The 12568-nt window shown below is 65.0% G+C and carries 13 protein-coding genes; 8 read left to right on the forward strand and 5 right to left on the reverse strand.

Annotated features, from left to right (window positions below):
* Nucleotides 1-2: 2 nt before the first annotated feature.
* Entirely contained in the window at nt 3-503 is a 501-nt protein-coding gene (locus SH584_RS01115) for a hypothetical protein (RefSeq protein WP_324807887.1), read from the reverse strand.
* A 154-nt stretch (nt 504-657) separates the two neighbouring features.
* Here SH584_RS01115 and eno point away from each other — a divergent pair, with 154 nt between their 5' ends.
* The 6 genes from eno to SH584_RS01145 all read left to right on the forward strand — a co-directional run bounded on the left by eno (nt 658) and on the right by SH584_RS01145 (nt 6021).
* Nucleotides 658-1947 (forward strand): phosphopyruvate hydratase, encoded by a 1290-nt coding sequence (gene eno / locus SH584_RS01120; protein WP_324807888.1) that lies wholly within the window; start codon nt 658-660, stop codon nt 1945-1947.
* 74 nt (nt 1948-2021) lie between these two features.
* A complete protein-coding gene (locus SH584_RS01125) occupies nt 2022-2333 on the forward strand; it encodes an FtsB family cell division protein (RefSeq protein WP_324807890.1) in 312 nt (103 codons plus the stop codon).
* Nucleotides 2334-2434: 101 nt separating this feature from the next.
* Nucleotides 2435-3487 carry a pyruvate dehydrogenase (acetyl-transferring) E1 component subunit alpha gene (gene pdhA, locus SH584_RS01130; protein ID WP_324807892.1) on the forward strand — a complete coding sequence of 351 codons (1053 nt, stop codon included), beginning with the start codon at nt 2435-2437 and terminating at the stop codon, nt 3485-3487.
* The gene (locus tag SH584_RS01135; RefSeq protein WP_324807893.1) at nt 3487-4878 is read left to right on the forward strand and encodes a pyruvate dehydrogenase complex E1 component subunit beta; all 1392 of its coding nucleotides are present in this window, start codon (nt 3487-3489) and stop codon (nt 4876-4878) included. Before pdhA ends, SH584_RS01135 begins: the two co-directional genes overlap by 1 nt.
* A 4-nt stretch (nt 4879-4882) precedes the next feature.
* Complete coding sequence (locus SH584_RS01140) at nt 4883-5494, forward strand: hypothetical protein (protein ID WP_324807895.1); 612 nt, start codon at nt 4883-4885, stop codon at nt 5492-5494.
* Nucleotides 5495-5607: 113 nt separating this feature from the next.
* On the forward strand, nt 5608-6021 hold the full coding sequence (locus tag SH584_RS01145) for an EF-hand domain-containing protein (protein ID WP_324807897.1): 414 nt from the start codon (nt 5608-5610) through the stop codon (nt 6019-6021).
* Here SH584_RS01145 and trmFO read toward each other — a convergent pair.
* A complete protein-coding gene (trmFO, locus tag SH584_RS01150; RefSeq protein WP_324807899.1) occupies nt 6018-7376 on the reverse strand; it encodes a methylenetetrahydrofolate--tRNA-(uracil(54)-C(5))-methyltransferase (FADH(2)-oxidizing) TrmFO in 1359 nt (452 codons plus the stop codon). The genes SH584_RS01145 and trmFO overlap by 4 nt on opposite strands.
* 40 nt (nt 7377-7416) lie before the next feature.
* Between trmFO and SH584_RS01155 the strand changes: the two genes are divergently transcribed.
* Together SH584_RS01155 and SH584_RS01160 are read left to right on the forward strand one after the other, a co-directional pair.
* Nucleotides 7417-7806 (forward strand): VOC family protein, encoded by a 390-nt coding sequence (locus SH584_RS01155; protein ID WP_324807901.1) that lies wholly within the window; start codon nt 7417-7419, stop codon nt 7804-7806.
* Complete coding sequence (locus SH584_RS01160) at nt 7803-8234, forward strand: DUF488 domain-containing protein (protein WP_324807903.1); 432 nt, start codon at nt 7803-7805, stop codon at nt 8232-8234. The genes SH584_RS01155 and SH584_RS01160 overlap by 4 nt, the downstream gene beginning before the upstream one ends.
* On the opposite strand, the gene SH584_RS01165 is transcribed toward SH584_RS01160, so the two are convergent.
* From SH584_RS01165 to SH584_RS01175, 3 genes are all read right to left on the reverse strand, one after another.
* Nucleotides 8231-8698 (reverse strand): host attachment family protein, encoded by a 468-nt coding sequence (locus tag SH584_RS01165; RefSeq protein WP_324807905.1) that lies wholly within the window; start codon nt 8696-8698, stop codon nt 8231-8233. The two genes, SH584_RS01160 and SH584_RS01165, sit on opposite strands and share 4 nt — an antisense overlap.
* Before the next feature lie 64 nt (nt 8699-8762).
* Nucleotides 8763-11501, reverse strand: coding sequence for a DNA gyrase subunit A (gene gyrA / locus SH584_RS01170; RefSeq protein ID WP_322841358.1), 2739 nt, complete (start codon nt 11499-11501; stop codon nt 8763-8765).
* 184 nt (nt 11502-11685) lie between these two features.
* Nucleotides 11686-12444, reverse strand: coding sequence for a YaaA family protein (locus SH584_RS01175; protein ID WP_324807907.1), 759 nt, complete (start codon nt 12442-12444; stop codon nt 11686-11688).
* Nucleotides 12445-12568: the final 124 nt, after the last annotated feature.

The following is a 12568-nucleotide window of genomic DNA, read 5'->3' on the forward strand; positions in this document are numbered from 1 at the left end:
TTCTAGCCTTGCTTGTTCTTGTCCTGGTCGAGACCGGACTTGACCAGCCGAACCAGTGCGAAGCCAAGCACGGCCGCGCCAGCCAGCGCAACGCCCGGGCTTTTGCGGACGAAGTCGCGCGTATCCTCGATCAGTTCGTCGGCGTTCTTCGTCGCCAGCTTGTTGGCGACGTCGTCGATCGCGGTCGCGGCCTTGCGGGCGTAATCGCCATATTCTGCGCCAAGGCGCTCATCGATCCCGGCGGCGGTATCGCCGACCATGCGCGAGACATTGGCAAGCGCTTCCGACGAGCGTTCGAGGCCCTGGCCGACGAAGCCGCGTGCCTTGTCGGCGGCCTGGCCAGACAATTTGTCGGTTCCGCTGCGCAGCGACTCGACGGCCTTGCTGCGCGTGCTGTTGGTGTTGGTGGGTTCGCGCACGATCAGTTGCTCCTCACGTTCGGTGGTCGAGGCGCCCGCGACGATGCTGTCGGTGCCCTCGGGAAGTTCGTTGGTGTTCGCCATCGCTCATTCTCCTTTGCTCACTCAACACGGCAGCCGGTGGGTCGTTCCGGCTCCATGCAAAGTTGCACCCTTGTCGCCGCGCCGTATAGGGGCGTCAGCAGCGCCGACCGATTGCGGCCGCCGCTTCATCGAATTTGCTTGAAGGACCGCCACCATGACCGCGATCGTCGACATTCACGCCCGCCAGATCCTCGACAGCCGCGGCAATCCGACGGTGGAAGTCGACGTGACGCTGGACGACGGGTCGCTCGGCCGCGCCGCGGTGCCTTCGGGCGCCTCGACCGGCGCGCACGAAGCGGTCGAGAAGCGCGATGGCGACAAGAGCCGCTGGGGCGGCAAGGGCGTCGAGGATGCGGTGCAGGCGGTTAATGGGCCGATCGCCGACGCGATCATCGGCTTCGAGGCCGAAGACCAGGGCGACATCGACATGACGATGATCGACCTCGACGGGACCGACAACAAGAGCAAGCTGGGCGCGAACGCAATTCTGGGCTTCAGCCTGGCGGTGGCACGGGCCGCGGCCGAGGCGCGCGGATTGCCGCTGTATCGCTATGTCGGCGGGGTCGGAGCGCATCTGCTGCCGGTGCCGATGATGAACATCCTGAACGGCGGCGCGCATGCCGACAATCCGATCGATTTCCAGGAATTTATGGTGATGCCGGTCGGCGCCGACGATTTTTCCGAAGCGCTGCGCTGCGGCTCCGAGATTTTCCACGCGCTGAAGTCGGCGCTTCACAAGCAGGGGCTGTCGACCTCGGTCGGGGACGAAGGCGGCTTCGCGCCGAACATCGGGTCGCCGCGCGCCGCGCTCGACCTGATCTGCGAGGCGACCGAGGCGGCGGGATATGTCCCGGGAAGCGACGTGTTGCTGGCGCTCGACTGCGCCGCCACTGAATTCTTCCGTGGCGGCGATTATGTCATGGCGGGTGAGGGACGAACGCTAAACCCCGAGGAAATGGCGGGTTATCTGGCCGAGCTGGCCGACGAATATCCGATCGCCTCGATCGAGGACGGGATGAGCGAAGACGACATGGTCGGGTGGAAAGCGCTGACCGACCTGATCGGCGACCGGGTGCAGCTGGTCGGGGACGACCTGTTCGTGACCAACGAAGCGCGCCTCGCGCAGGGGATCGAGGACGGCATCGCCAATTCGATTCTGATCAAGGTCAACCAGATCGGGACGTTGTCGGAGACGATCGCGGCCGTGCGGCTGGCACAATCGTCGGGCTATACCGCGGTAATGAGTCACCGTTCGGGCGAGACCGAGGATTCGACCATCGCCGACCTCGCGGTCGCGCTCGGCTGCGGGCAGATCAAGACCGGAAGCCTGGCGCGAAGCGACCGTACCGCCAAGTACAATCAGCTGCTTCGGATCGAGGAAGAATTGGGTGCGTCCGCGCGTTATCCGGGGATCGACGCGCTTCGTCGCTACAACGCCGGCTAACCACCCGGAAAAATTCCGGGAATCGCGAGATAAAGCGCTTGCCTTCATGGCGTCTTTCTGATTCTTGTAACGATATGGCCAACGGCACCAAAAGCATCGGATTGATCCGCCGCGCGATGTGGCCCGCGGTGGCGCTTGTCATCGTCGGGACCTTTGCCGGCCATGCGATTGCTGGGCCCAACGGACTGTTTGCCTGGCGCGGCTATTCGCAGGACCTTGGCAAGCGTCAGGTCGAGCTGGCGAGCCTGGAGGCCGAGCGCGATCGGCTTCGCCATCGCTCGGCGTTGCTCGATCCGCGCAAGGCCGATCCCGACATGGCCGACGAACTGGTCCGCCGCGACCTTGGCCTCGTTCGCCCCGACGAGGTCATCCTTCCGCTCGAATAGGCGCGCGCCGCCGCCACCGTTCGATCCGGCGTTCGGTCGGTTGCCTTTGCCGTAACGGCAACCCTATAGGGCGCGTGACACGATGACATGTGGAGAGTGATGTGGCTCGAACCGCCAAGAAGGCCGTGACCGAAGCGTCGGCACCGCCGCCCAACCGCGAACGCCCGGCCGAGCCGACCCGCTATCAGGCGTCGAAGGACGAGCTGCTCGACTTCTACAAGCAGATGCTACTTATCCGGCGCTTCGAGGAGCGGGCGGGGCAGCTGTACGGGCTGGGGCTGATCGGCGGCTTCTGCCACCTCTACATCGGTCAGGAAGCGGTCGCGGTCGGGCTGCAGAGCGCGATGAAGGTCGGGCGCGACAGCGTCATCACTGGCTATCGCGACCATGGCCACATGCTCGCCTATGGCATCGATCCCAACGTCATCATGGCCGAACTCACCGGCCGCGCGGCAGGGATTTCCAAGGGCAAGGGCGGTTCGATGCACATGTTCAGCGTCGAGCATGGCTTCTACGGCGGGCACGGCATCGTCGGCGCGCAGGTCTCGCTCGGCACCGGGCTCGCGTTCAAGCACCAATATGCCAAGGATGGCGGCACCTGCCTTGCCTATTTCGGCGACGGCGCGGCGAACCAGGGCCAGGTCTACGAAAGCTTCAACATGGCGAAGCTGTGGGACCTGCCGGTGATCTACGCGATCGAGAATAACCAATATGCGATGGGCACGAGCGTCGAGCGGTCGGCGTCGGAGCCCGATTTCTACAAGCGCGGCGAAAGCTTCCAGATTCCGGGCCTGCAGGTCGACGGGATGGACGTGCTCGCGGTGCGCGGCGCGGCCGAGGAAGCGATGGCGTGGACGCAGGCGGGCAAGGGGCCGATCATCCTCGAGCTGAAGACGTATCGTTATCGCGGGCACTCGATGAGCGATCCGGCCAAGTATCGCTCGCGCGAGGAAGTGCAGAGCTTCCGCGAGGGCAAGGATCCGATCGACCACGCCGCCAAGGAACTGGAATCGATGGGCGTATCGGCCGACGAGCTGAAGGCGATCGACAAGGAAATCAAGGACATCGTGGTCGCTTCCGCCAAGTTCGCTGAAGAAGCTCCCGAGCCCGAAGCGGGCGAATTGTACACCGACGTGCTGGTGGAGAATTACTGATGGGCGTCGAACTGAAGATGCCGGCGCTGTCGCCGACGATGGAAGAAGGCACGCTCGCCAAGTGGCTGGTGAAGGAAGGCGACACCGTGTCGTCGGGCGATATCCTGGCCGAAATCGAGACCGACAAGGCGACGATGGAGTTCGAGGCGGTCGACGAGGGCACGATCTCGAAGATCCTCGTCCCGGAAGGCTCCGACGGGGTTAAAGTCGGCACCGTCATCGCGATGATGGGTGGTGAGGGTGATGAGGCGGCTGAGCCAGCGGCGGCTCCGGCCCCTGCGGTCGAGCAGAAGGTGGCCGAGAGCGAGGCGCCCGAGCCGAAGCAGGTCGAGACCGGCGCGCGGCAGTTGTTCGAAGCGGCGCATCACCAGCCCGAAACGCGCGACCCCGAAGTGCCCGAAGGCACCGAGATGCGGGCGACGAGCGTTCGCGAAGCGCTCCGCGATGCCATGGCCGAGGAAATGCGCGCAGACGACCGCGTGTTCGTGATGGGCGAGGAAGTCGCGCAGTATCAGGGCGCGTACAAGGTGACGCAGGGACTGCTCGACGAATTCGGGCCGCGCCGGGTGATCGATACGCCGATCACCGAATATGGCTTCGCTGGCCTTGGTTCGGGCGCAGCGATGGGCGGGTTGAAGCCGGTCATCGAATTCATGACCTTCAATTTCGCGATGCAGGCGATCGACCACATCATCAATTCGGCTGCGAAGACCAATTACATGTCGGGCGGTCAGATGCGCTGCCCGATCGTGTTTCGCGGTCCCAACGGCGCGGCCAGCCGGGTCGGCGCTCAGCACAGCCAGAATTACGGGCCGTGGTATGCGAGCGTTCCGGGACTGGTGGTGATTGCGCCGTATGACAGTGCCGATGCCAAGGGTCTACTGAAGGCAGCGATCCGCAGCGACGATCCGGTCGTCTTCCTTGAGAACGAGCTGCTCTACGGACAGAGCTTCGACGTGCCGGTGCTCGACGATTTCGTGCTGCCGATCGGCAAGGCGCGGATCATGCGCGAGGGCAAGGACGTCACGCTGGTCAGCTATTCGATCGGGGTCGGGGTCAGCCTGGAAGCCGCCGACAAGCTGGCGGGCGAGGGGATCGAGGCCGAGGTCATCGACCTGCGCACGCTGCGCCCGCTCGACAAGCAGGCAGTGCTGACGAGCCTGAAGAAGACCAACCGCGTGGTGGTGGTCGAGGAAGGCTGGCCGACCTGCTCGATCGCGAGCGAGATCATCGCGATCTGCATGGAAGAAGGCTTCGACGACCTCGACGCGCCGGTGATGCGCGTGACCGACAAGGACGTGCCGCTGCCCTATGCCGCCAACCTCGAAAAGCTGGCGCTGGTCAAGGCGGACGACGTCGTCGCGGCGGCGAAGGCGGTCCTCTATCGCTGAGCCGATGCGGGATCTCGACCTGGTCCGGCATTATTGGCCGGTCGAGTTGCGGCCCGCGTTCGATGCGCTGATGGGCATCGACGATGCGATGGCCGACGTCGTCATGACGTCGACGCAGCCGGCGCTAGGCGCGATCCGCTTGGCATGGTGGCGCGAGGCGCTCGAGCGGCTCGACACGTCGCCGCCTCCGCCCGAGCCGAGATTAAAGGCGGTCGCCGACGAACTGCTGCCGCGCGGGATCAGCGGAAAGATGCTCGGCAGTATCGAGGAAGGCTGGGCGGCGGCATTCGAGGAGATGCCCGATCCGCGGGCGATCCGCGTGCGCGGCGAGCGGCTTTTCGCAGTCGGAGCGAAGTTGCTCGGCTGCGACGATCCCGATCTTGCCGAAGCAGGCGGAATATTCGCGCTGGGCGATGCGACACGGCGGGGGATTCTGCCGATTCCGGCGGCCCATGACGTCATCAGCGCACGGTACCCGACGAAGCTGCGGCCGCTGACGGCGCTGGCCCGATTGGGACTTCGCGATCTTCGCAACGGCCGCGACGTCGAACCCGAGGCGACGCCCGGCCGCGCCGCAGCGCTGCTGTCGCACCGATTATTCGGGACGATCGGCTGAAGCGGATTGATCTGCCGCCGCACCGGACCTAACAAGTGTAAGCCGGATCGCCCCCAATGTTGGAGGGGCCGATGACTCGTTTCCTTGCCGGTGTTGCTTCCTGTTTCCTACTGATGACCGGCGCCTTCCTGCTGTGGCAGGGACGAGCGCAAGGCTCCGCCCAGTTCACGGCACCGCCGCCGGCGCCGCGTCTAGCTGCCATGCCGACTACGGCGCCCACCTTCCTGTCGCCGATTCCGGAGGCGCCGAGCGCCGATCCCAAGAGCAGGGAAGAAAAGCGCTTCGCCCGCGCCGACAAGGACGACAACGGCCGCATCACGCTGGCCGAACTGGTTGAGCCACGGCGCAAGGCCTACGCGAAGCTCGACCTCAATTCCGACGGGAAGCTCAGCATCGAGGAGTGGGCGGTCAAGACGATCGACAAGTTTGCCGAGGCCGACGACGACAAGAGCAAATGGCTGACCCCGGCCGAATATGCGACCACGGCGCCGAAGCGGAAGGCCAAGCCGGCCTGCGCGTGTAGTTAGGCTTCGGCCTTCTCCAGCTGCGGCTCGACCCACTCGGCAAGCGCCTCGCGCGCCCGATCAGTGTAGAGCTTCTTGCGGTCGGCTTTCTTGCTCTTTGGACCAGTCAGCGGCGGCATCAGCCCGAAGTTGATGTTCATCGGCTGATAGGTTTCGGCATCGGCGCCGCCAGTGATGTGGCCCAGAAGCGCGCCGAGCGCGGTCTCGGGCGGCGGCGGAGCGAGTGCCGCGCCGGCGATCTCGGCGGCGGCGAAACGCGCCGCAAGCAAGCCGATCGCGGCGCTTTCGACATAGCCTTCGCAGCCGGTGATCTGGCCAGCGAAGCGAATGTTAGGCTGTGCCTTGAGGCGAAGCTCGCGGTCGAGCAGTTCGGGCGAGCGAATGAAGCTGTTGCGGTGGATTCCGCCCAACCGCGCGAACTCGGCATTTTCCAAGCCGGGAATGGTCCGGAAGATCCGCACCTGTTCGGCGTGCTTCAGCTTGGTCTGGAAGCCGACCATGTTCCACAGCGTGCCGAGCGCATTGTCCTGCCGAAGCTGGACGCAGGCATAGGGCCAGCGACCATTGGGGTGCTCGGGCGTCGCGGTGTGCGGATTGTCGAGGCCGACGCCCTTCATCGGGCCATAGCGAAGCGTCTCGACGCCGCGTTCGGCCATCACCTCGATCGGCATGCAGCCTTCGAAGTAGGGCGTGTCCTTTTCCCACTCCTTGAATTCGGTTTTCTTGCCCTCGTTCAGCGCCGCGACAAAGGCGCCATATTGCTCCTTCGTCATTGGGCAGTTGATGTAGTCCTTGCCGCCCTTGTCCCAGCGCGCGGCCATCCAGCAGGTGTCCATGTCGATGCTGTCGCGGTGGACGATGGGCGCGATCGCATCGAAGAAGGCGAGGGCATCGGCGCCGGTTACTCCGGCGATCGACGAAGCCAGACCCGGTGCGGTCAGGGGGCCGGTGGCGATGATCGCGAGGCCGTCGGTCGGGAGAGTATCGACTCGCTCCCGCACGACCTCGATATTCGGATGAGCTTCGATGCGGCGCGTGACTTCGCCGGCGAAGCCTTCACGGTCGACCGCGAGCGCCGAACCCGCCGGAACCTTGTGAAGATCGGCGGCGGACATCACGAGCGAATCCAACGCGCGCATTTCCTGGTGAAGCAGGCCGACGGCGTTGTTTTCGGCATCATCCGAGCGGAAGCTGTTCGAACAGACCATCTCGGCAAGCCGGTCGCTGTCGTGCGCAGGCGTGGTGTCGCCCCCGCCGCGCATCTCGCTCAAGCGAACGCGAATGCCTGCCTCGGCAAGCTGCCACGCGGCCTCGGAACCGGCGAGCCCGCCGCCAATGATGTGAACCTGATGCGTCATGGCGGCGTTTCCTAGTCGCAATGGGAAGAAGCCGCAAAGCATGATCGACCATATGGGAATCGCCGTCCGCGATATCGGCGCATCGCGGAGATTCTACGATGCGGCGCTTGGCGCGCTCGACATGAAGGTGAACATGGAAGCGATGCCGGACCAGACCGAAAGCGGCGGGACCGCGCTGGGCTATGGCGCAGGTGACGAAAAGATCTTCTGGATCGCCGACAACGAGCGACCGGGCGAGGGCACGCACGTCGCCTTTAAGGTCGAGCGCCGCGACCAAGTCGACGCCTTCCACGCCGCGGGACTGAAGGCTGGCGGCCGCGACAATGGCGCGCCCGGCCTGCGTCCGCATTACGGGCCAAACTATTATGCCGCCTTCCTGCTCGATCCCGACGGAGCGAACATCGAAGCCGTTTGCTACGCCGACCGATGAAGCTCTTCACGATCGGATATGAAGCGGCGACGCAGCCCGACTTTATCGCGGCGCTGAAGTCGGCCGGCGTCGAGCGTGTGATCGACGTGCGTGCGCTGCCGCTGTCGCGGCGACCGGGTTTTTCGAAGACCCCGCTGAAGAATGCCTTGGCGGAGGAGGGGATCGATTACGTGCACCTCAAGGCGCTGGGAACGCCCGCCGAAGGGCGCGAGGCAGCGCGGAAGGGTCGCCACGAGGATCTCAAGCGGATCTATGCCCGCCAGCTCGAACTGCCCGAAGCGATGGTGGCGGCCGAGCAGATGAAGGAATTGGCGGCAGACAAGCCGAGCGCGCTGCTATGTTTCGAACGCGATCCCGCCGGATGCCACCGGTCGCTCTTGTGGCGATCGGCGGCACCCGACTGGGACGTGGAGCATCTGTTCGCTTAGACGTCGGCGGGCTGTTCCGCCTTGGTGTGATTGACGATCAGCTTTTCGATGTCGGCGATCGTGTGGCCGGTCATTTCCTTGGGAATCTCGCACACGACGCGGCGCTCGGCCTCCTTGTGCAGCTTCTTGCGAAGCTCACCGAGAGTGCGCGGCGGGGCGACGATCGCGAGCGCCTCGAAGTCGTTCGACAGCGCGCGCTTGTTCACTTCTTCCGCCGTGCTCTTGGCCCAGCGATCTTCTTCGAGCTGGTGGAAGTCGGTTTCCTCATAGCTGGAGCGGCCGCTGCCGACCGACGACTGGACCGAGCCCGGCGCATCGGTCTTCATTTCGCCATCGCTCGCGTCTTCACGCTCGTCATGCGCCTCGGTACGCAGGTCGATCTGGTTCACATCGCCTTCGTTCCGGAAGAACAGGGTCTTTCGACCATCGGTCACGAGGACGAGGGCGTTGTTGACGAGCGGCATGGAGGTCTCCTTCACATTGACGATTGACTAGCCAACGCGAGGGCGACCGCCCACGTTCCGTCCCTTATTCGCCGTCGTCGGGGCCTGCCGCGAGATCGCTTCCGACTGTCGCGCCGTCGTCCGGGGCGAGCTCGCCGCTGACATCGAGGTCGATCTCATCCTCTTCGCTCTCGTCGATGCGCGCGACGCTGACGACCTTTTCGTTCGAGCCGACCTTGAAGATCGTCACCCCCTGCGTGTTGCGCCCGGCGATGCGGATGCTGCCGACCGTCGTGCGGATGACCTTGCCCTGGTCGGTGACGAGCATCAGCTGCTCGCCCGGCTTCACCGGGAAGCTGGCGACCACGCCGCCGTTGCGATCCGACGTCACGATGTTGGTGATGCCCTGACCACCGCGATTGGTGCGGCGATATTCGTAGGTCGAGCTGCGCTTGCCGAAGCCGTTTTCCGTGACGGTAAGGAGGAACTGCTCCTTTTCCGCAATCTCGGCATAGCGTTCCTCGGACAGGCCCTCGGCGGACGCATTGTCGCGCCATTTGGGACTGCGGAGATACGCCTCGCGTTCTTCCTGGTTGGTGCCGACGCGGCGCAGGATCGACATCGAGATGACCTGGTCGTCGCCGAGCAGGCGGACACCGCGAACGCCGGTCGACGAACGCGACTGGAATTCGCGGACATCGGTCGACAGGAAGCGGATCGCCTTGCCATTCTTCGTGGCAAGCAGGACGTCGTCCTCCTCGGTGAGGAGCTTGACCGCGATCAGCCGGTCGTCGGCGTCGCCTTCCTCGTCCTCGCCAAACTTCATCGCGATCTTGCCCGCGGTCGGGATGTTGGTGAAGGCGCCCATCGAGTTGCGCCGCACCGTGCCCTTGCAGGTGGCGAACATGATGTGGAGATTGTCCCACTCCGCCTCATCCTGCGGAAGCGGAAGGACGGTGGTGATGACCTCGCCCTCGGCCAGCGGGAGCAGGTTGATCATCGGGCGGCCACGCGCAGTTGGTCCGCCCTCGGGAAGGCGCCACACCTTCTTGCGATAGACGCGGCCGAGATTGGAGAAGAACAGCACCGGATTGTGCGTCGAGGTGACGAACAATTCGGTGACGACGTCCTCGTCCTTGGTATTCATGCCCGAGCGGCCCTTGCCGCCGCGCTTCTGTTCGCGGAACAGCGCGAGCGGGGTGCGCTTGATGTAGCCGGTCATGGTCACGGTGATGACCATGTCCTCACGTTCGATCAGGTCCTCGTCGTCGAGGCCATCGAAGGCGGCGGTGATCTCGGCCATGCGCGGGGTCGAGAATTCGGCGTCGACGACGTCGAACTCCTCGAGCATGACTTCGTAAAGCCGCGCGCGATTGCCAAGAATCTCAAGCAATTCGGCAATGGTCTTGGCAAGCTCCGCCAGCTCGCCGCCGATCTCGTCGCGGCCGAGCGCGGTGAGGCGGTGGAGGCGAAGCTCGAGGATCGCCTTCACCTGTGCTTCGGACAGGCGATAGGTGTCGCCACCGGCCTGCGGTTCGACCGCCTCGACCAGCGCGATGTATTCGCGGATGTCGCCGATCGGCCAGTCGCGGTTGAGCAGTTTCTCACGCGCTTCGGCGGGGCTCGCCGAGCCGCGGATCAGGCGAACGACCTCATCGAGGTTGGTGACCGCGACGACCAGGCCGAGCAAGATGTGCGCCCGCTCACGTGCTTTCAGCAGCTCGTGCTTCGAGCGGCGGGTAATCACTTCTTCGCGGAACTTGACGAAGCTTTCGATGATGTCGCGAAGGCTCAGCGTCTCGGGCCGGCCGCCGCGGATCGCGAGCATGTTGGCCGGGAAGGACGATTGTGCCGGGGTGTGGCGCCACAGCTGATTGAGCACGACCTCGGGGGTCGCGTCGCGCTTCAGCTCGATAACGATGCGCACGCCTTCGCGGTTCGATTCGTCGCGGATGTCGCTGACACCCTCGATGCGCTTGTCCTTGGCGGCTTCGGCGATCTTTTCGACCAGGCCGTTCTTGCCGACCTGGAAGGGGATGGCGGTGAGGACGATCGACTGTCGGTCGCCGCGGCCGGTTTCGACCACCGCACGGCTGCGCATCAGGATCGAGCCGCGACCGGTGGTGTAGGCGGCGCGAATTCCCGCGGTGCCGAGGATCAGCGGAGCGGTCGGGAAGTCGGGGCCCTTCACATATTCCATCAGGCCCTCGCTGCTGATCGTCGGATCGGCGACGTAGGCGCGGCAGGCGGCGATGACTTCGCCAAGGTTGTGCGGCGGAATGTTGGTCGCCATGCCGACCGCGATCCCGCCCGCGCCGTTGACGAGCAAATTGGGGAAGCGCGCGGGAAGGACCTGCGGCTCGCGCTCCGACGCGTCGTAGTTGGGCTGGAAAGTGACGGTGTCCTTGTCGAGGTCGTCGAGCAGGAAGCCCGCCGCCTTGGCAAGCCGCGCCTCGGTGTAGCGCATCGCCGCGGGGGGATCGGGATCCATCGAACCGAAGTTGCCCTGGCCGTCGATCAGCGGGAGCCGCATCGACCAGTCCTGGGTCATCCGGGCGAGCGCGTCGTAAATCGCGGTGTCGCCATGCGGGTGATATTTACCGATGACGTCACCGACGATGCGCGCCGATTTGCGGTAGGGACGGTTGTAATAGAACCCGTTCTCGCTGGCCGAATAGAGGATGCGGCGGTGGACCGGCTTCAACCCGTCGCGCACGTCCGGCAGCGCGCGACTGACGATCACCGACATGGCGTAATCGAGGTAGCTGGTCTTCATCTCCTCGACGATGGAGATGGGAGCGATATCGCCGCCGGCGGGGGGCATGGTCTGGTCGGAAGGAGGCTGGGTCGCCAAGGGAAATCCTGTCGAGAAATGGTCGTTTTGCGGGGGACGGAACCGGGCCGGCGCTGCCGCCGGCTTCCCCCTTCCTCCTGCTAGCCCAACGGGAGGGCGAACGCCACCCCGCGCGCACGCTTACGCGTGTACGCGCACGAGGGATTGGCGGGCTTCAGCCCTTGACGAACAGCGGACGGTCGGGGGTCGAGCCGTCGGTGTCGAAGCGCCAGCCGTCGCGGTCGAAGTCGGGCAGGGCGTCGGCGTTTTCGATCCGCTCCTCGCACAACCAGCGCGCCATCGTCCCGCGGGCGACCTTGGCCGGGAAGCTCTGGAACTGAAGGCCCTTGGCGGTGCGGTTGCGAAAGTCGGGGGCGATGATGCGGACGCGCTTGGGAAGTTGGTCCTTTACCACCGCGAAATACTCGTTGCTGGCGAGGTTGATCAGCACGTTCGAGCCGTCGCGGCGGAGGTCGGAAGCGAGCCGCTTGGCGACGCGGTCGCCCCAATGATCGACCAGCTTGCCGCCCTCGGGCGACCAGCGTGTGCCCATCTCCAGGCGATACGGGCGGATCGCATCGCGTGGACGGAGCATCCCGTAAAGGCCTGAAAGAATGCGCAAATGATCCTGCGCATAGTCGATCGTGTCGGCGTCGGCGCTGGTGGCGTCGAAGCCGCGGTAGACGTCGCCGGCGAAGGCGCGCATCGCGGGGCGCTCGATCGGCTTGGAGCGTCCGAATCGCTTGAACCGCTGATGATTGAGGAGCGCGAGATCGTCGGAGATGTGCATGAGCTCGCCCAAGCCCTTCGGCCCGATGTCCGCGGCAGCGCGCGCGAGGCGGCTTGCGTCGGCCGCGAACGGGGGACGGGTCGGGGTTTCGGGATAGGACGATTCGAAGTCGAGCGTCTTGGCGGGCGAAAGGAGGATGATCACGCGGCCGCGCTAGCGGGGGGCGCGGCGTCCGTCAAAGGCGGTTCAAACACGGTTCAGCGTTTGCTCGTCATCGCGCCTTTTCCACTTCGGGACCTGCCGCTATGGGGTTGGCCCGCAACGAAAT

Origin of the sequence: Sphingomonas sp. LY29 (assembly GCF_035593985.1) — a bacterium.
Classification (GTDB): domain Bacteria; phylum Pseudomonadota; class Alphaproteobacteria; order Sphingomonadales; family Sphingomonadaceae; genus Sphingomicrobium.

Excerpts from the sequence above, each read along its gene's own strand:
- SH584_RS01125 (WP_324807890.1), top strand. The coding sequence starts at position 2,022 with ATGGCCAACGGCACCAAAAGCATCGGATTGATCCGCCGCGCGATGTGG.
- SH584_RS01140 (WP_324807895.1), top strand. The coding sequence starts at position 4,883 with ATGCGGGATCTCGACCTGGTCCGGCATTATTGGCCGGTCGAGTTGCGG.
- SH584_RS01135 (WP_324807893.1), top strand. The coding sequence starts at position 3,487 with ATGGGCGTCGAACTGAAGATGCCGGCGCTGTCGCCGACGATGGAAGAA.
- SH584_RS01165 (WP_324807905.1), bottom strand. The coding sequence starts at position 8,698 with ATGCCGCTCGTCAACAACGCCCTCGTCCTCGTGACCGATGGTCGAAAG.
- eno (WP_324807888.1), top strand. The coding sequence starts at position 658 with ATGACCGCGATCGTCGACATTCACGCCCGCCAGATCCTCGACAGCCGC.
- trmFO (WP_324807899.1), bottom strand. The coding sequence starts at position 7,376 with ATGACGCATCAGGTTCACATCATTGGCGGCGGGCTCGCCGGTTCCGAG.
- SH584_RS01115 (WP_324807887.1), bottom strand. The coding sequence starts at position 503 with ATGGCGAACACCAACGAACTTCCCGAGGGCACCGACAGCATCGTCGCG.
- SH584_RS01160 (WP_324807903.1), top strand. The coding sequence starts at position 7,803 with ATGAAGCTCTTCACGATCGGATATGAAGCGGCGACGCAGCCCGACTTT.
- SH584_RS01155 (WP_324807901.1), top strand. The coding sequence starts at position 7,417 with ATGATCGACCATATGGGAATCGCCGTCCGCGATATCGGCGCATCGCGG.
- SH584_RS01145 (WP_324807897.1), top strand. The coding sequence starts at position 5,608 with ATGACCGGCGCCTTCCTGCTGTGGCAGGGACGAGCGCAAGGCTCCGCC.
- gyrA (WP_322841358.1), bottom strand. The coding sequence starts at position 11,501 with ATGCCCCCCGCCGGCGGCGATATCGCTCCCATCTCCATCGTCGAGGAG.